Annotated in this window: 16 protein-coding genes; 14 read left to right on the top strand and 2 right to left on the bottom strand. The window is 59.4% G+C overall.

Annotated features, from left to right (window positions below):
• Positions 1 to 23 precede the first annotated feature (23 nt).
• Genes BK659_RS00180 through BK659_RS00170 form a run of 3 tightly spaced genes read left to right on the top strand, consistent with a single transcriptional unit; the run spans position 24 to position 3405 of the window.
• The gene (locus BK659_RS00180) at positions 24 to 494 is read left to right on the top strand and encodes a (2Fe-2S)-binding protein (protein WP_123423194.1); all 471 of its coding nucleotides are present in this window, start codon (positions 24 to 26) and stop codon (positions 492 to 494) included.
• Positions 491 to 2806 (top strand): xanthine dehydrogenase family protein molybdopterin-binding subunit, encoded by a 2316-nt coding sequence (locus BK659_RS00175; RefSeq protein ID WP_123423193.1) that lies wholly within the window; start codon positions 491 to 493, stop codon positions 2804 to 2806. The genes BK659_RS00180 and BK659_RS00175 overlap by 4 nt, the downstream gene beginning before the upstream one ends.
• Positions 2806 to 3405, top strand: coding sequence for a nucleotidyltransferase family protein (locus tag BK659_RS00170; protein ID WP_123423192.1), 600 nt, complete (start codon positions 2806 to 2808; stop codon positions 3403 to 3405). Before BK659_RS00175 ends, BK659_RS00170 begins: the two co-directional genes overlap by 1 nt.
• Before the next feature lie 197 nt (positions 3406 to 3602).
• Here BK659_RS00170 and rne read toward each other — a convergent pair whose 3' ends face one another.
• Entirely contained in the window at positions 3603 to 6770 is a 3168-nt protein-coding gene (gene rne / locus BK659_RS00165; RefSeq protein ID WP_123423191.1) for a ribonuclease E, read from the bottom strand.
• Between the two features lie 740 nt (positions 6771 to 7510).
• Here rne and rluC point away from each other — a divergent pair.
• From rluC to BK659_RS00145, 3 genes are read left to right on the top strand one after another with little or no spacing between them, the layout of a single operon-like run.
• Positions 7511 to 8473 carry a 23S rRNA pseudouridine(955/2504/2580) synthase RluC gene (gene rluC / locus BK659_RS00155; protein WP_123423190.1) on the top strand — a complete coding sequence of 321 codons (963 nt, stop codon included), beginning with the start codon at positions 7511 to 7513 and terminating at the stop codon, positions 8471 to 8473.
• The gene (locus tag BK659_RS00150; protein ID WP_123423189.1) at positions 8460 to 9125 is read left to right on the top strand and encodes an HAD-IA family hydrolase; all 666 of its coding nucleotides are present in this window, start codon (positions 8460 to 8462) and stop codon (positions 9123 to 9125) included. The genes rluC and BK659_RS00150 overlap by 14 nt, the downstream gene beginning before the upstream one ends.
• Positions 9126 to 9146: 21 nt before the next feature.
• Positions 9147 to 10136, top strand: a complete 990-nt coding sequence (locus BK659_RS00145; protein ID WP_123423188.1) for a S49 family peptidase — start codon at positions 9147 to 9149, stop codon at positions 10134 to 10136.
• A 112-nt stretch (positions 10137 to 10248) separates the two neighbouring features.
• On the opposite strand, the gene BK659_RS00140 is transcribed toward BK659_RS00145, so the two are convergent.
• Positions 10249 to 10827 (bottom strand): Maf family protein, encoded by a 579-nt coding sequence (locus BK659_RS00140; RefSeq protein ID WP_123423187.1) that lies wholly within the window; start codon positions 10825 to 10827, stop codon positions 10249 to 10251.
• A 105-nt stretch (positions 10828 to 10932) separates the two neighbouring features.
• Between BK659_RS00140 and BK659_RS00135 the strand changes: the two genes are divergently transcribed.
• The 8 genes from BK659_RS00135 (at position 10933) to pabC (ending at position 17095) form a co-directional block, all read left to right on the top strand.
• Positions 10933 to 11460 carry a YceD family protein gene (locus tag BK659_RS00135; protein WP_008152342.1) on the top strand — a complete coding sequence of 176 codons (528 nt, stop codon included), beginning with the start codon at positions 10933 to 10935 and terminating at the stop codon, positions 11458 to 11460.
• 13 nt (positions 11461 to 11473) lie between these two features.
• Positions 11474 to 11656 (top strand): 50S ribosomal protein L32, encoded by a 183-nt coding sequence (rpmF, locus tag BK659_RS00130; RefSeq protein ID WP_003179396.1) that lies wholly within the window; start codon positions 11474 to 11476, stop codon positions 11654 to 11656.
• Positions 11657 to 11659: 3 nt separating this feature from the next.
• Positions 11660 to 12670, top strand: a complete 1011-nt coding sequence (gene plsX / locus BK659_RS00125) for a phosphate acyltransferase PlsX (protein ID WP_123423186.1) — start codon at positions 11660 to 11662, stop codon at positions 12668 to 12670.
• 126 nt (positions 12671 to 12796) lie between these two features.
• On the top strand, positions 12797 to 13735 hold the full coding sequence (gene fabD, locus BK659_RS00120) for an ACP S-malonyltransferase (RefSeq protein WP_123423185.1): 939 nt from the start codon (positions 12797 to 12799) through the stop codon (positions 13733 to 13735).
• Between the two features lie 17 nt (positions 13736 to 13752).
• Positions 13753 to 14496 carry a 3-oxoacyl-ACP reductase FabG gene (gene fabG / locus BK659_RS00115; RefSeq protein ID WP_123423184.1) on the top strand — a complete coding sequence of 248 codons (744 nt, stop codon included), beginning with the start codon at positions 13753 to 13755 and terminating at the stop codon, positions 14494 to 14496.
• Positions 14497 to 14688: 192 nt separating this feature from the next.
• Positions 14689 to 14925 carry an acyl carrier protein gene (gene acpP / locus BK659_RS00110; RefSeq protein WP_003175607.1) on the top strand — a complete coding sequence of 79 codons (237 nt, stop codon included), beginning with the start codon at positions 14689 to 14691 and terminating at the stop codon, positions 14923 to 14925.
• A 110-nt stretch (positions 14926 to 15035) separates the two neighbouring features.
• The gene (gene fabF / locus BK659_RS00105) at positions 15036 to 16280 is read left to right on the top strand and encodes a beta-ketoacyl-ACP synthase II (protein ID WP_123423183.1); all 1245 of its coding nucleotides are present in this window, start codon (positions 15036 to 15038) and stop codon (positions 16278 to 16280) included.
• Positions 16280 to 17095, top strand: coding sequence for an aminodeoxychorismate lyase (pabC, locus tag BK659_RS00100; protein WP_123423182.1), 816 nt, complete (start codon positions 16280 to 16282; stop codon positions 17093 to 17095). Before fabF ends, pabC begins: the two co-directional genes overlap by 1 nt.
• The last annotated feature ends 3 nt before the right edge of the window (positions 17096 to 17098 follow it).

Raw genomic sequence — 17098 nt, 5'->3', positions numbered from 1 at the left:
CCTACACATATGCGGGCGCGCCCATGATTACCCTGAAGCTCAATGGTCAAGATCATCAGCTCGACGTCACCGAGGACATGCCACTGCTCTGGGCAATCCGCGATGTGGCCGGTTACAGCGGCACCAAATTCGGTTGCGGCATGGGCCTGTGTGGTGCCTGCACCATCCACATCGACGGTGCCCCGGCACGCAGCTGCATCACACCGATCGGTTCGGTGATCGGGCAGGACGTCAGCACCATCGATAACCTGCACAGCGATCCGGTCGGTCAGGTCGTCCAGCAGGCCTGGCTCGACACGGCGGTCGCCCAGTGCGGTTTTTGCCAGGGCGGGCAGATCATGTCGGCCACCGCGTTGCTCAAGACCAACCCCAATCCCAGCGATGAACAGATCGAACAGGCGATGGTCGGCAATATCTGCCGCTGTGGCACGTACAACCGCATCAAGACCGCGATCCGCCAGGCCTCCACTCATTTGCAGGAGAGCAAGGCATGAGCCAGCTACCGAATGATTTCGCCCTGAGCAATCTCAGCCGTCGTGGTTTTCTCAAAGGTGTTGGCGCGACCGGTGCGCTGGTGCTGGCGGCCAGTTGGGGTTGGCAGGGCGCGTTCGCCGAAGAGAAGAAGTTCGGCGCCGACGGCATGCCCAATGGCTGGATCGATGATCCCAAGGTCTACGTGAGCATTGCCGCCGATGGCAGCGTGACGGTGCTTTGCAACCGCTCGGAAATGGGCCAGGGCGTGCGCACCAGCCTGAGTATGGTGGTCGCCGATGAGCTGGACGCCGACTGGGTGATGGTCAAAGTCCAGCAGGCGCCGGGCGATGAGGTGCGCTTTGGCAACCAGGACACCGACGGCTCGCGCAGCATGCGTCATTGGTACGAGCCGATGCGCCGTTGCGGTGCTGCCGCGCGGACCATGCTCGAGCAGGCTGCGGCTGATCAGTGGAAGGTACCGGTTGGCGAGTGCCGCGCCCAATTACACAAAGTCATTCACCAGCCGACCGGTCGCGAGCTGGGCTATGGCGCTCTCGCCGCCGCTGCCAGCGTACTGGCGGTGCCTGCCCGTGACAGCCTGCGGCTCAAGCAGCCGTCGGAATTCCGTTATATCGGTAAGGAAGGGACTAAGGCTATCGACGGTGCGGACATCGTCAACGGTCGTGCGATCTACGGTGCGGACGTGCATTTTGACGGCATGCTGTTCGCCACCGTGGCGCGGCCGGCGGTGTATGGCGGCAAGGTCAAATCCTTTGATGCCAGCGCGGCGCTGAAAGTCCCTGGAGTGGTCAAGGTCATACAGATTGAAAGTCGCCCATTGCCCTCGGAGTTCCAGCCGTTGGGCGGGGTAGCGGTGATTGCCAGCAATACCTGGGCGGCGATCAAAGGACGTGAAGCGCTGAAGATCGAGTGGGATGACGGCGCGAATGCCGTTTACGACTCGATTGCCTACCGCAAGGAACTGGAAGCCGCCGCTCTGAAACCCGGCAAAGTGGTGCGCAGCACCGGCAACATCGATGAGGCCATGAACCGCGCCGACAGCAGTCTGGAGGCGGCCTACTATTTGCCGCATCTGGCGCAATCACCGATGGAACCGATGGTCGCCGTCGCCCGTTTCAAGGATGGCCAGTGCGAAGCCTGGGCGCCGAGTCAGGCACCGCAAGTGACCCGTGAGCGCATTGCCGAGCGTTTGGGCATTCCATTCGAGAAGGTCACGGTCAACGTCACCTTGTTGGGCGGCGGTTTCGGTCGCAAGTCCAAGCCGGACTTCATCATTGAAGCGGCAATCCTGGCCAAGGAATTTCCCGGCAAGGCTGTGCGTGTGCAATGGACCCGTGAAGACGACATCCACTGCTCGTACTTTCATACTGTCTCGGCGGAATACCTCAAGGCTAGCCTGAACAAGGACGGCATGCCGTCCGGCTGGTTGCACCGCACGGTGGCGCCGAGCATCACCGCGTTGTTCGCTCCGGGCATGAATCACGAGGCGGCCTTCGAGTTGGGCATGGGCTTTACCAACATGGCCTACGCGATTCCCAACGTGCGCCTGGAAAACCCTGACGCGGCAGCTCATACCCGGGTCGGTTGGTATCGTTCGGTGTCGAACATCCCTCATGGTTTCGCGATTCAGAGCTTTGTCGATGAGTTGGCACACAAGGCCGGGCAGGATCCGCTGAAGTACCAGATCAAGCTGTTGGGGCCGGACCGTCAGATCGATCCGCGTACCTTGAGCGAAGAGTGGAACTACGGTGAATCGCCAGAGCATTACCCAATCGATACGGCGCGCTTGCGTGGCGTTCTGGAAACGGCGGCCAAGGGCGCTGGTTGGGGACGTAAACTGCCCAAGGGTCGTGGTTTGGGGCTGGCGGTGCACTACAGCTTCGTCACCTATGTGGCGGCGGTCATCGAGGTAGAAGTCAAAGACGACGGCACGCTGATTGTGCACAAGGCCGACATCGCGGTGGATTGCGGTCCGCAGATAAACCCGGAACGGATTCGCTCGCAGTTCGAAGGCGCCTGTGTGATGGGCCTGGGTAACGCGGTGCTGGGCGAAATCAGCTTCAAGGATGGCAAGGTCCAGCAGGACAACTTCCATATGTATGAAGTAGCGCGCATGTCCCTGGCGCCGAAAGAGGTCGCGGTGCATTTGGTCACGCCTCCCGGCAATGTGCCGCTGGGTGGTGTCGGTGAGCCAGGTGTGCCGCCCATCGCTCCGGCGCTGTGCAATGCGATTTTCGCTGCCACCGGCAAGCGAATTCGCAGTTTGCCGGTGCGCTACCAGTTGCAAGGTTGGCAGCAGGCCAAAGCCTGATGAGTCATGTCGACCGGAACGTGGGCGCTGTCATTCTCGCGGCGGGGCAGGGCAGTCGTTATCGACAAGTGGCCGGTGTCGATCAGGACAAGTTGCTGGCGATGTGCGAAGGGCGCGACGGCATTGTGCGGCCGGTGATCGAGCAGGTGCTGCGTAATCTGCCAAGTGGCGTTAAGGCGCGGTTGCTGGTGACGACGCCGGGTCGTCCAGAGGTTGCACGGCTGGCTCGGGCTTATGGTTGCCAGGTGCTGTTGTTGGCGTCGGCGGGCATGGGTGACAGCATTGCGGCGGCGGTTGCTGCGTGTCCGGCGCTGGATGGATGGCTGGTGGTATTGGGGGATATGCCGTTTGCCCTGCCATCGAGTATTGAGCAGATTGTTGAGGGGATGGAGTTCGATACCGTCAGCGTACCAGTGCAGGGCGGCGAGTTTGGGCATCCGGTGGGGTTTGGACGTTCGTTTGGTCCCGCGCTGATGGCGTTGTCCGGTGATCGCGGGGCGAAGCCGTTGTTTGCGTCGGCGAAAGTCGTTGAGGTGGCGGTGGAGGATCCCGGGGTGTTGTGGGATGTGGATGTGCCTGCGGCGTTGGTCTTCAAGTAGCCCCGGCGCAGATCCAGTGTGGGAAGGGCCGGGCGACGTTCGCTTGCTCGCGATGGCGATTTAACATTCAACATTGATGCAAGCTGATCCACCGCTATCGCGAGCAAGCTCGCTCCCACAGAGGATTGGTGTGATGTTAAAGACATAAAAAAGCCCCGCCTGGATCACCAGGCGGGGCTTTTTAGTGGCTGATGGAATCAGGCGAGGGGTTTAGGCTCGTGCTCTTTTTCCAGGGCCTCAGGTTTTTGCTCTACCACTTCTTCGACGGAACGCAGATTTTCGTCGATGGTTGGGGCAGCAGGCTCGGCGCTCACTTCAGCGGTTGGGGCAGGGGCTGCCTCGACGACTTCAGCAACAACCGGGGCTGGCTCGGAAGCAACAACCGGTGCAGCAGCGGCAGCCTGTTCGGCTTCCTTTTGCAGGCGCTCGGCTTCACGTTTGCGGCGACGCACTTCACGTGGGTCATTCGGCGCACGGCCACTTGGGGTCAGGGCGCTGACAGGGGCGGCTTCGACAGCCGGTGCAGCCTCAACCACCGGAGCAGGCTCGGCCGCAGCAACCGGGGCTTCAGCGACTGGCGCTGGAGCTTCGACCGCCGCAGTTTCTGCAACCCAGTTGAACGCAGTTTGCTCTTCACGAACCTCAGGCGCTTTTTCAACGACCGGGGCTTCAACCACAGGCTCGGCAGCGAATACTGGCTGTTCGGCAACTACGGCTGGTTCAACAGCAGCGTGAACTTCAGGCTGTGCTTCACGAGTTGGAGCTACTTCTACAGCTGGAGCGGCTGGCGCTTCGACTGGAGTAGTGGCTTCCACGACTGGCGCTTCAACTTGAGCAACTTCCTGAGCAGCTTCTTCAGTCACGGCAGCAGTAGCGCGTTCAGCTTGCTGGTGAGCCTGGGCTTCAGCTGGAGCGCTGATCACAGTGCTGGCAACAGCAGCGGTAACGGCCAGGCCGGCAGCCAGTTCAGCGCCAGTTGGCTCTTCGCTGGTTTCGGACTCTTCCGAGCCTTCGATTACGTTGCCGTTGGCATCGCGTTGACGCTCGCGACGGTTGCTGCGACGACGCTGACCACGGGAGCGGCGGCGTGGACGATCGCCTTCGGCGTTGTCCTGACCGTCTTCCTGCAGTTGCTCTTCGTTGGTCGGCAGCTCTTCTTCGGCAACAGCAGCGGCAGCCTGTTCGGCGCGTGGTTGACGCTCTTCACGCGGTGGACGTGGCGCGCGCTCTTCGCGCGGCTGGCGAGCCGGACGCTCTTCAGCTACGGCGGCAACAGCGGCTGCTGCTGCCGGGGCGGCATCCAGAGGTTCACGCAGTTCACGAACCGGGCGCTCTTCACGCTCGCCACGTGGCTTGCGATCTTCACGCGGAGCACGTGGTGCGCGTTCTTCACGCGGTGGACGTGGTGCGCGCTCTTCGCGAGCGACTGCTGGAGTCTCTTCGCGGGCTTCGCGTGGTTGACGCTCTTCACGAGGCTCGCGTGGTGCGCGCTCTTCACGAGGAGCACGTTCTTCGCGCGGCTTGCGTTCTTCATCGCGGCGACCGTTACGGTTGCGGCTCTGTTGACGACCGTTGCGGCGCTCTTCGTTGCGTGCCGGACGCTCGGTAGCTGGCTTTTCAACCACAACCGGAGCAGCAGGCTCTTCCTTGGTGGCGAACAGGCTGACCAGCGACTTCACCAGGCCTTTGAACAGGCTTGGCTCAGGGGCGGCAACTGGAGCAGCAACCGGGGCGGCAGCGACTTCGGTCGGAACCGGAGCGTTGGCGCGGGCTGGAGCGGTTTTCACGGCAGCTTCCTGGCGAACCAGGGTGCGGGTGGCGGCGGCCGGTTGAACTTCTTCCACTTCAGCAGCGGCAGCAGCGATTTCGTAGCTGGACTGGTTGATGTGGGCTTCCGGGCTGTCATCGCGCAGACGCTGAACTTCGAAGTGCGGCGTTTCGAGGTGATCGTTCGGCAGAATGACGATGCGGGCACGGGTGCGCAGTTCGATCTTGGTGATCGAGTTGCGTTTTTCGTTCAGCAGGAACGCAGCGACCGGAATCGGCACTTGTGCGCGAACTTCGGCGGTGCGGTCTTTCAGGGCTTCTTCTTCGATCAGGCGCAGAATTGCCAGCGACAGTGATTCAACGTCACGAATGATGCCGGTGCCGTTGCAGCGTGGGCAGACGATGCCGCTGCTTTCGCCAAGCGATGGACGCAGGCGCTGACGGGACATTTCCAGCAGGCCGAAGCGCGAGATGCGGCCGACTTGCACGCGAGCGCGGTCGGCTTCCAGGCATTCGCGGACTTTCTCTTCCACGGCGCGCTGGTTCTTGGCAGGGGTCATGTCGATGAAGTCGATGACGATCAGGCCGCCGATGTCGCGCAGGCGCAACTGACGGGCGATTTCTTCGGCGGCTTCAAGGTTGGTCTGCAGAGCGGTTTCTTCGATGTCGCTGCCTTTGGTGGCGCGCGCCGAGTTGATGTCGATGGACACCAGGGCTTCGGTCGGATCGATAACGATGGAACCACCGGAAGGCAGTTCAACGACGCGCTGGAAGGCGGTCTCGATCTGGCTTTCGATCTGGAAACGGTTGAACAGCGGAACGCTGTCTTCGTACAGCTTGATCTTGCTGGCGTACTGCGGCATCACCTGGCGGATGAAGGTCAGGGCTTCGTCCTGGGCTTCAACGCTGTCGATCAGCACTTCGCCGATGTCCTGGCGCAGGTAATCGCGGATCGCACGGATGATCACGTTGCTTTCCTGGTAGATCAGGAACGGTGCGGAGCGGTCCAGCGAGGCTTCTTTGATGGCGGTCCACAGTTGCAGCAGGTAGTCGAGGTCCCACTGCATTTCTTCGCTGCTGCGGCCAAGGCCGGCAGTGCGCACGATCAGACCCATGTCGGCCGGGGCTACCAGGCCATTCAGGGCTTCACGCAGTTCGTTGCGCTCTTCACCTTCGATGCGACGGGAGATACCGCCGGCACGCGGGTTATTAGGCATCAGAACCAGGTAACGACCGGCCAGGCTGATGAAGGTGGTCAGGGCGGCGCCCTTGTTGCCACGTTCTTCTTTTTCGACCTGAACGATGACTTCCTGGCCTTCGCTCAGGACGTCCTTGATGTTGACGCGGCCTTCAGGAGCTTTCTTGAAGTATTCGCGGGAGATTTCTTTGAGGGGCAGGAAGCCGTGGCGCTCAGAGCCGAAATCGACAAAGGCAGCCTCAAGGCTTGGTTCGATGCGAGTAATCCGGCCTTTATAGATGTTGGCCTTCTTCTGCTCGCGTGCACCGGATTCGATGTCCAGGTCGTAGAGGCGCTGGCCGTCTACCAGTGCAACACGCAACTCTTCGGGTTGAGTTGCGTTAATCAGCATTCTTTTCATGTAGTACCGTCGGTTTCCGGGCTGCCGGAAACGGCGTTCGGCACACACGACTTCTCACGGTCGGTGTCAGGTGCGTCAGGAGTGGTTGGCCACTCCCGTGTCTAGCGAGGTCCGACCAATTGGGTCGGTGTCGCGACGTACGCGTCCTGCTTGCTGTGGCTACTTAAGCACTCAGTCAGGAGGAGGAATCAACCGGCGACTGTGGACGAGATGAAGCGTCTAAATATAAGCCTAGTGCTACACAGTCCGACGGTTGTGCATCTCCACCCTACACGTATCCCTGATAATTCGGGTGCTGCCGCGCGCAGAATCCGCAGCGGGTTGGCATTTACCGTGTTCTCCAATGGGGAGTTCACGCTCATGGCTACACAAGACTGGGCGAGAGCTGTTTCGCTAGCGCTCAGCTTGTAACAGGCGTTGTTTCCGAAGCATTCGCGTAAGGGCTGATTCGAGACTGACTGCACTTTGTGAACTGGCCGTAAATATCGGCGCATCAGACGAGTGGTTACTCTGTTTGCTGCGCTCGCTTCAGGCCTCATGTCACCTGCGCTCGTTACAATCACGAACCTTCCAACGTAGCGAAAGCCCCGTAGGACGGCCTCGCGTCCTGATGAATTGCGTTGGTCAGGGCCGGCAATCTGCCGTTTGTCCTCTGTCCAGGCCGCTTTTGGCGGCGTTCGCGACTATAGCAGCAATGATTAAGTGCTTCAATTCCATAAAAAATTGATATCATTCGCGGCATGACGACTACTGCCCCCTCGACCCCTAGCGTACAACTGCTTGAGGTCTCGCCGGAATATGCCGGCCAACGTATTGATAACTTCCTTCTCGCTCGGCTCAAAGGCGTGCCCAAGACCTTGATTTACCGCATTTTGCGTAAAGGCGAAGTGCGTGTGAACAAGGGTCGGATCAAGCCCGAATACAAGCTGCAGGCGGGCGACATCGTGCGCGTGCCGCCGGTGCGTGTGCCGGAACGCGACGAGCCTGTGCCTTTGGCGCAAGGTTTGTTGCAGCGCCTCGAGGCCTCGATTGTCTTCGAAGACAAAGCGCTGATCGTGATCAACAAGCCTTGCGGCATCGCTGTTCACGGCGGCAGTGGCTTGAATTACGGGGTAATCGAAGCCTTTCGTCAGTTGCGTCCGGATTGCAAGGAGCTTGAGCTGGTTCACCGTCTCGACCGTGACACCTCCGGCCTGCTGATGATCGCCAAAAAGCGCAGCATGTTGCGTCACTTGCACACGGCGTTGCGCGGCGATGGCGTTGACAAGCGCTACATGGCGTTGGTCCGCGGTAACTGGGCGGCCTCGATCAAGCAAGTCCGTGCGCCGCTGGGCAAGAGCAACCTGCGCTCCGGCGAGCGCATGGTCGAGGTCGACGAGGAGGAGGGCAAGGAGTCTGTGACCGTGTTCAAGGTTCTGCGTCGCTTTGGCGACTTTGCCACCATGATCGAAGCCAAGCCGATCACCGGCCGGACTCACCAGATTCGTGTCCACACCCTGCACGTCGGGCATTGCATCGCCGGCGACACCAAGTACGGCGATGACGATTTCAGCAAGGAAATTCGTGACCTGGGCGGCAAGCGCCTGTTCCTGCACGCTTACATGCTCACCGTACCGCTGCCTGATGGCGGCGAGTTGAAGCTTCAGGCCCCTGTCGATGAAATGTGGGCCAAGACTGTGGAGCGCCTGAGTGTCGCGCCTTGATTACAAACTGCTGATCTTCGATTGGGACGGTACTCTGGCTGATTCCATCGGTCGGATTGTCGAGGCGATGCATGTGGCATCGCAGCGGTCTGGTTTTCAGCTGCGCGATGATCTGGCCGTCAAGGGCATCATCGGTCTGGGGTTGCCGGAAGCGATTCGGACCTTGTATCCGGAGATTGGCGATGACGAGCTAGTGGCGTTTCGTCAGCACTATGCGGATCACTACATCGCGTCGGAGGCCGTGCCTTCGCCGTTGTTTGAAGGTGTGGTCGAGTCGCTCGAGGCGTTTCGTGCCGAGGGTTATCACCTGGCGGTGGCCACCGGAAAAGCGCGTCGCGGACTGGATCGTGTGCTGAAGTCCCACGGCTGGGAGGATTATTTCGATATCACCCGCGCCGCCGATGAAACTGCCAGCAAGCCGCATCCGCTGATGCTTGAACAGATTCTGGCCCATTGCGACGTCCGCCCGGAGCAGGCGTTGATGGTGGGGGATTCGTCGTTCGATCTGCAGATGGCGCGCAACGCCGGGATGGATTCGGTCGCCGTCAGCTATGGTGCTCAATCGATAGAGGCCTTGCGCGTGTTCGAGCCGTGTCTGGCCATTGATCATTTTTCGCAATTGCACGCCTGGCTGGGTCAGCGGGCCAATTAAGTTTTTGTTGGGGTGGATGGAATGACCGACGAATGGAAGGCGCCAGCCAAGGCCAGTGCTGAAGGTAGCGACGACAAAAGCTGGAAGCTACTGGAGAAAACCCTGCTTGCAGGCGTGCAAGAGCAGCGTCGTTCGCGGCGTTGGGGGATTTTCTTCAAGTTGCTGACCTTTGTTTATCTGTTCATCGCGTTGATCCTCTTTACGCCGCTGATGGATATTGAAAAAAGCGCGACTCGCGGGTCGGGCTATACGGCGTTGATCGAAGTGAATGGGGTGATTGCCGACAAGGAGTCGGCCAGTGCCGACAATATCGTCGGTGGTTTGCGCGCGGCGTTCGAGGATCCGAAGGTCAAGGGCATCGTGCTGCGAATCAACAGCCCGGGCGGCAGTCCGGTGCAGTCGGGTTATGTCTACGATGAAATCGGTCGTCTGCGTTCTCTGCATCCAGGTACCAAGGTTTACGCGGTGATTTCCGATCTTGGTGCTTCGGGGGCTTACTACATCGCCAGCGCGGCAGACCAGATCTACGCGGACAAGGCGAGTCTGGTGGGTTCGATTGGTGTGACGGCGGCCGGTTACGGGTTTGTCGGCACCATGGAGAAGCTCGGTGTCGAGCGTCGGACCTATACCTCGGGCGAGCACAAGTCGTTTCTCGATCCGTTCCAGCCACAAAAGCCTGATGAAACCGAGTTCTGGCAGGGCGTGCTGGACACCACGCATCAGCAGTTCATCGCCAGCGTCAAAAAAGGCCGTGGCGATCGCCTGAAAGACAAAGAGCATCCGGAGCTGTTCTCCGGGCTGGTCTGGTCAGGCGAGCAGGCGCTGCCATTGGGCTTGATCGATGGTTTGGGCAGTGCCAGCTCAGTGGCGCGTGATGTGATCGGCGAGAAAGAGCTGGTCGACTTCACGGTTCAAGAGTCGACGTTCGACCGCTTCTCAAAAAAGCTCGGCGCCAGCGTGGCTGAGCAGTTGGCCATGTGGATGGGCTTTCAAGGCCCGACATTGCGCTGATTGCTGCACGACATGAAAAAACCGGCCCGCGTGGCCGGTTTTTTTTGATCAAAAGATCGCAGCCTGCGGGGCGCTTGTGTAGGAGCTGCCGCAGGCTGCGATCTTTTGACTCTTAGGGGATCTGCACGCCCTCCGCCAGCAGCATATCCACCAGGCGAATCAATGGCAGGCCGACCAGGCTGGTGGCGTCCGGGCCTTCGGTGCTTTGAAACAGGCTCACGCCCAACCCTTCGGCCTTGAAGCTGCCAGCGCAGTCGTAGGGCTGTTCGGTGCGCAGGTAGCGTTCGATGCGTGCCTGGTCGAGTGTGCGCATGTGTACGGTGAAAGGGATGCAGTCGAGCTGGCAGTGGCCAGTCTGGCTGTTGAGCAGTGCCAGGCCGGTCAGGAAGGTCACGCTGGCGCCGCTGGCAGCCAGTAGCTGCTCGCGGGCCTTCTCGAAGGTGTGGGGTTTGCCGATAATCCGCTCGGCGAGCACGGCGACCTGGTCTGAGCCGATAATCAGGTGGGCAGGATGACTGTCGGCCAGCGCGCGGGCTTTTTCATGCGCCAGGCGTTTTACCAGCTCGATGGCTGACTCGCCCGGTTGGTGGCTTTCGTCGATATCCGGTGAGCTGCAGGTAAATGGCAGCTGCAAGCGGGCCAATAATTCGCGGCGATAAACCGAGCTTGAAGCAAGTAATAAAGGCAGCATACGGCTCTCCAAAAGTCAGTCGCAAATTCTAGCGGGGCTTCCAAGTGACGGACAGGGCTGAATTTCCTTTGACATGGCTGGGTGCATCCCTATAATGCTGCGCCTATGTTGAATGACCCGATTCCACCTCACGTTGACCCGCGCAAATTGGCTGATCGTGGCACCACCCTTCAAGGTGAAATGCTGCTGGCCGATTTGGAGAGACTCTGCGACCCGCTTTCCGACACTGTCGGTACGGTGCAGGCTAAATTCGTTTTTGAACGAGATGAACGTAAGTCTGTGGTAATCCACAGCTTTATCGACACCGAAGTCAAAATGGTTTGCCAGCGTTGTCTTGAGCTGGTCACCCTGCCGATTCACAGCGAATGCAGTTATGCTGTGGTGAAGGAGGGTGCGAATACCCAGTCGTTGCCGAAAGGTTATGACGTGCTGGAACTGGGCGAAGATCCTTTGGATCTGCAGTCACTGATCGAGGAGGAGCTTCTGCTCGCCTTGCCCATTGTGCCTGCTCATCATCCGGAAGAATGCCAGCAGCCGGCGGGTCTCGATGAGCCCGAACCGAGCGAGGACGAGGTAACGCGGTCCAACCCGTTCAGTGTATTGGCGCAGTTAAAGCGTGACCCAAACGTTTAGGAGTTAATCAATTATGGCTGTTCAGCAGAACAAAAAATCCCGCTCCGCCCGTGACATGCGTCGTTCGCACGATGCTCTCGAGGCAAGCACCCTGTCCGTAGAAAAGACCACTGGTGAAGTTCACCTGCGTCACCACGTATCGCCAGAAGGCGTATACCGTGGCCGTAAAGTGATCGACAAGGGCGCTGACGAGTAATCCTTGTCCGCTCAAGTCATCGCGATTGACGCAATGGGCGGGGACTTCGGTCCCCGCAGCATTGTTCAGGCCAGCCTTGCTTGTCTGTCTGCTACGCCCTCGCTGCACCTGACCCTCGTTGGTCAACCCTCCCTTTTAGAAGAATTGATTGCCAGCCAGTCGGCTGTGGATCGCGCGCGCCTGACGATTGTGCCGGCCAGCGATGTCATCGGCATGGACGAAAAGCCTTCCCAGGCCTTGCGCGGCAAGCCGGACTCCTCGATGCGGGTTGCGCTTGAGTTGTTGCGCGATGGCAAGGTTCAGGCGTGTGTCAGTGCCGGTAATACCGGTGCGCTGATGGCGTTGTCGCGTTATGTGCTCAAGACCTTGCCGGGTATCGATCGGCCGGCCATGGTGGCGGCGATTCCGACCCAGCGTGGTTATTGCCAGTTGCTCGATCTGGGCGCGAATGTCGATTGCAGTGCCGAGCACCTGTTCCAGTTCGCGGTGATGGGCTCGGTGGCGGCTGAAACCTTGGGCATTGTTCGCCCGAAGGTCGCGTTGCTGAACATCGGCACGGAAGACATTAAGGGCAATCAGCAGGTCAAGCTGGCGGCCACGCTGCTGCAAAACGCTCGCGGGCTGAATTACATCGGCTTCGTCGAGGGTGATGGCGTGTACCGCGGTGAGGCTGACGTGGTGGTCTGCGACGGCTTTGTCGGCAATATCCTGCTCAAATCCAGCGAGGGGCTGGCGACCATGATTGCCGGTCGGATCGAGGCGTTGTTCAAGCAAAACCTGGCATCGAGAATGGTCGGGGCTTTGGCGTTGCCGCTGATGAAGCGCCTGCAGGCCGATCTGGCGCCTGCGCGACATAATGGCGCAAGCTTCCTCGGTTTGCAGGGAATCGTCGTTAAAAGCCATGGCTCGGCCGGTGTGCAGGGCTTTCAGAGTGCCATTCAGCGCGCCTTGATCGAGATTCAGGAGAACCTGCCGCAGCGGCTTCACGGTCGCCTTGAGGATTTGTTGCTTTAGGCATTTTCGTCGGACAATGCTTAAATGTGACCGCTCAGTTCAATTGGCCATCCAACTGTCAGTTTCTTGCGTCCAGCCGTACAGGACGTCAATTCTCCGGCGACAAGATCATTAGGGGCTTGTTACATGTCTGCTTCCCTCGCATTCGTCTTTCCAGGACAGGGTTCGCAGTCCCTCGGCATGCTGGCCGAGTTGGGCGCGCAATATCCGTTGATCCTTGAAACTTTCAATGAAGCTTCCGAAGCTCTGGGTTACGACCTGTGGGCACTGACCCAGCAAGGGCCGGAAGAGCAACTCAATCAAACCGACAAAACTCAACCGGCGATTCTCACCGCTTCGATTGCCTTGTGGCGTCTGTGGCTGGCTGAGGGCGGCGCACGTCCGGCTTACGTTGCCGGTCATAGCCTGGGCGAATACAGCGCGCTGGTCGCGGCTGGCAGCCTGAGTCTGGGTGATGCGGTGAAGCTGGTAGAGCGTCGCGGTCAGCTGATGCAGGAGGCGGTGCCGGCTGGACAGGGCGGCATGGCCGCAATCCTCGGTCTGGACGATGCCGATGTGCTGGCTGCCTGTGCCGAAGCGGCGCAAGGCGAAGTCGTCAGTGCGGTCAACTTCAACTCGCCGGGCCAGGTAGTGATTGCCGGTGCCAAGGCTGCTGTCGAGCGCGCCATCGAAGGCTGCAAGGCGCGTGGCGCCAAGCGCGCCATGCCGCTGCCGGTCAGCGTGCCGTCGCACTGCGAGCTGATGCGCCCGGCTGCCGAGCGTTTCGCCGAGTCGATCGCTGCGATCAACTGGCAGGCTCCGCAAATCCCGCTGGTACAGAACGTCAGCGCCGATGTGGCGCCGGATCTGGAAACCCTCAAGCGCGATCTGCTCGAACAACTCTACAAGCCGGTTCGCTGGGTTGAGTCGGTCCAGGTGCTGGCCGCCAAAGGCGCTACTCAACTGGTTGAATGCGGTCCGGGCAAAGTCCTGGCTGGCCTGAACAAGCGCTGCGCCGAAGGCGTGTCGACCTCTAACCTGAACACCCCGGATGCTTTCGCTGCTGCTCGTGCAGCGTTGGCCTGAACTTAGGAGAAGCCTGCATGAGTCTGCAAGGTAAAGTTGCACTGGTTACCGGCGCCAGCCGTGGTATTGGCCAGGCTATCGCACTGGAACTGGGTCGTCAGGGCGCTATCGTGGTGGGTACCGCGACTTCGGCTTTGGGCGCTGAGCGCATCGCGGCAACCCTGAAAGAGAACGGTATTCAAGGCGCCGGTCTTGAACTCAATGTCACCAGCGACGAGTCCGTAGCGGCTGTGCTGGCAAGCATTCAGGAGCAGTTTGGTGCGCCGGCGATTCTGGTGAATAACGCCGGTATCACCCGCGATAACCTGATGATGCGCATGAAAGATGACGAATGGCATGACGTCGTCGACACCAACCTGAACAGTCTGTTTCGCCTGTCCAAGGGGGTTTTGCGTGGCATGACCAAGGCGCGTTGGGGGCGAATTATCAGTATTGGTTCGGTTGTGGGTGCCATGGGCAACGCAGGCCAAGTAAACTATGCAGCCGCCAAGGCAGGTCTGGAAGGTTTCAGTCGCGCTCTGGCGCGTGAAGTGGGTTCGCGCTCGATTACGGTCAACTCGGTGGCCCCTGGGTTCATCGACACCGATATGACTCGCGAACTGCCAGAGGCGCAGCGTGAAGCCTTGCAGACACAAATTCCGCTGGGCCGCCTGGGGCAAGCTCAAGAGATCGCGTCTGTGGTCGCTTTTCTTGCGTCGGACGGTGCGGCTTACGTTACTGGGGCTACAATCCCGGTGAACGGCGGGATGTACATGAGTTAAATGTGACGGATTGATTCAAAAAAATGTCATACGAGCTGTCTAAAATCCGTTATAAAGCTGCAATCTATTTATAGGCAGATGGTCGTCAGGGTTTGAGGAGTGAAGCTTTCAGTTGAAAAACTGAAAAGCCTTTCTATACACTTACCCACTGGCCAGCTGCCTGAATTTGTCCATTAGGAGTGAAAACAAGGTATGAGCACCATCGAAGAGCGCGTCAAGAAAATCGTTGCTGAGCAACTGGGCGTTAAAGAAGAAGAAGTTGTGAACACTGCTTCCTTCGTTGAAGACCTGGGTGCCGACTCCCTTGACACCGTTGAGCTGGTGATGGCTCTGGAAGAGGAATTCGAGACCGAAATTCCTGACGAAGAAGCTGAGAAGATCACTACTGTACAAGCTGCCATCGACTACGTTACTAGCCATCAGGCGTAATAGTTTGTAGCCGTTGTTAGCTGTCATGGAAAAACCGCACTGCCATCACGGCGTGCGGTTTTTTCCTTTAGGCCTGATGCAAAGTCGTCATTTGAAAAAAGGAGAGTGCTGTGTCGCGTAGACGCGTCGTAGTCACCGGTATGGGTATGTTGTCGCCACTGGGCACGGATGTGCCGAGCAGCTGGCAGGGCATTCTGGCTGGCCGCAGTGGCATTGGTCTGATCGAACACACCGACCTTTCTGCCTATTCCACCCGTTTTGGCGGCTCGGTAAAGGGCTTCAATGTCGAGGAATATCTGTCGGTCAAGGAAGCTCGCAAACTCGACCTGTTCATTCAATACGGTCTGGCAGCAGGGTTTCAGGCAGTGCGTAACGCAGGCCTGGAAGTCACCGACGCCAATCGTGAACGCATCGGCGTGGCCATGGGCTCGGGTATTGGCGGTCTGACCAATATCGAAGAAACCAGCCGCACGCTGCATGATTCGGGGCCACGGCGGATTTCTCCGTTTTTTGTGCCGGGCTCGATCATCAATATGATTTCCGGTTTCCTGTCCATCCATCTGGGTACGCAGGGGCCTAACTACGCCATTTCGACAGCCTGTACCACCGGTACGCACTGCATCGGTATGGCGGCGCGCAACATTGCCTACGGCGAAGCCGACGTGATGATTGCCGGTGGTGCTGAGATGGCCGCTTGCGGACTTGGCATGGGCGGCTTTGGTGCTGCTCGTGCACTGTCGACCCGCAATGACGAACCGACTCGTGCCAGCCGTCCATGGGACAAGGGCCGTGATGGCTTTGTGTTGTCTGACGGTGCCGGTGCATTGGTGCTTGAGGAGCTGGAGCACGCCAAGGCGCGTGGCGCGACCATTTACGCCGAGCTGATTGGCTTTGGCATGAGTGGCGATGCGTACCACATGACTTCGCCACCGGCCGATGGCGCAGGCGCCGCACGTTGCATCGTCAACGCGCTGCGTGACGCCAAGCTGAATGTCGAGCAAGTGCAGTACATCAACGCCCACGGTACTTCGACCTCCGCCGGTGACCTCGCCGAAGTCTGCGCGATCAAGTCGGTGTTTGGCGATCACGCCTACAAGCTGGCTGTCAGTTCGACCAAGTCCATGACCGGTCACCTGCTGGGTGCGGCGGGCGCAGTCGAAGCGATCTTCAGTGTGTTGGCAATCAATGGCCAGGTGGCGCCACCGACCATTAACCTCGATGAGCCGGATGAAGGTTGCGACCTCGATTTCGTGCCGCACACTGCACGCGATATGAATATCGATGTGGTGTTGTCCAACTCGTTCGGTTTTGGCGGTACCAACGGCTCGCTGGTGTTCCGTCGGTTCGTTGATTGATGGAAAGCTGGGTCGACGGTCAGCCGGCTGACGCTCTGTCGCTAAAGGACCGCGGCCTGGCGTATGGCGATGGTCTGTTCGAGACCATTGCTGTCAGGGGCGGGCAGCCACTGCTGCTGGATCGACATTTGAGTCGTCTGGCCGATGGCTGCTCGCGTTTGGCGATTAACGCGGATCACGCGTTGATTCGCAGTGAGCTACTGACGTACGCCGCCGCACTTGGCGAAGGCGTGCTCAAACTTATTCTCACTCGCGGCGACAGCCAGCGTGGTTATGCGGCCGATCCTTCGGTGGCGCCGCGACGAATTCTGCAAGGCAATCCGCCTGCTGCTTATCCTGCTGTCCATGCGCAGCACGGTATTCGACTGTTTCCCTGTGCCACACGACTTTCCGAGCAATCCCTACTCGCCGGCCTCAAGCACCTCAATCGTCTCGAACAGGTCATTGCCCGTTCGGAATGGCAGGACACCGAGCACGCCGAAGGATTGATGCTGAATCTTCAGGGCAGGGTGATCGAAGGCGTTTTCAGCAATCTGTTCCTGGTGCGCGATGGCGCGTTGCTGACGGCTGATCTGAGTCGTTGCGGCGTGGCCGGAGTGATGCGCGCCGAACTCTTGTTTCAAGCCGAGAGTCTGGGGATTGCCACATATATCACTGACATCAGCCTTGATCAGCTGCAACAGGCTGATGAAGTTTTTGTTTGCAACAGCGTGTACGGTATCTGGCCGGTACGCGCTTATGCTGCGCTGAGCTGGCCGGTTGGGCCGCTCACCCGTAAACTGCAAGGCATTGCCCGCGCGCTACTGGATGCTTGATTC

Source organism: Pseudomonas brassicacearum, from assembly GCF_003732225.1.
GTDB lineage: Bacteria > Pseudomonadota > Gammaproteobacteria > Pseudomonadales > Pseudomonadaceae > Aquipseudomonas > Aquipseudomonas brassicacearum_E.
The sequence above is the reverse complement of the archived record's forward strand: the minus strand, read 5'-3'. Positions and strand labels throughout refer to the sequence as shown.

Bases quoted from the DNA above. Each gene is read 5' to 3' on its own strand.
- BK659_RS00170 (WP_123423192.1), top strand. From the start codon at position 2,806: ATGAGTCATGTCGACCGGAACGTGGGCGCTGTCATTCTCGCGGCGGGG.
- rpmF (WP_003179396.1), top strand. From the start codon at position 11,474: ATGGCTGTTCAGCAGAACAAAAAATCCCGCTCCGCCCGTGACATGCGT.
- pabC (WP_123423182.1), top strand. From the start codon at position 16,280: ATGGAAAGCTGGGTCGACGGTCAGCCGGCTGACGCTCTGTCGCTAAAG.
- BK659_RS00175 (WP_123423193.1), top strand. From the start codon at position 491: ATGAGCCAGCTACCGAATGATTTCGCCCTGAGCAATCTCAGCCGTCGT.
- fabD (WP_123423185.1), top strand. From the start codon at position 12,797: ATGTCTGCTTCCCTCGCATTCGTCTTTCCAGGACAGGGTTCGCAGTCC.
- BK659_RS00135 (WP_008152342.1), top strand. From the start codon at position 10,933: ATGTTGAATGACCCGATTCCACCTCACGTTGACCCGCGCAAATTGGCT.
- BK659_RS00145 (WP_123423188.1), top strand. From the start codon at position 9,147: ATGACCGACGAATGGAAGGCGCCAGCCAAGGCCAGTGCTGAAGGTAGC.
- rluC (WP_123423190.1), top strand. From the start codon at position 7,511: ATGACGACTACTGCCCCCTCGACCCCTAGCGTACAACTGCTTGAGGTC.
- acpP (WP_003175607.1), top strand. From the start codon at position 14,689: ATGAGCACCATCGAAGAGCGCGTCAAGAAAATCGTTGCTGAGCAACTG.
- BK659_RS00180 (WP_123423194.1), top strand. From the start codon at position 24: ATGATTACCCTGAAGCTCAATGGTCAAGATCATCAGCTCGACGTCACC.
- fabG (WP_123423184.1), top strand. From the start codon at position 13,753: ATGAGTCTGCAAGGTAAAGTTGCACTGGTTACCGGCGCCAGCCGTGGT.
- rne (WP_123423191.1), bottom strand. From the start codon at position 6,770: ATGAAAAGAATGCTGATTAACGCAACTCAACCCGAAGAGTTGCGTGTT.
- BK659_RS00140 (WP_123423187.1), bottom strand. From the start codon at position 10,827: ATGCTGCCTTTATTACTTGCTTCAAGCTCGGTTTATCGCCGCGAATTA.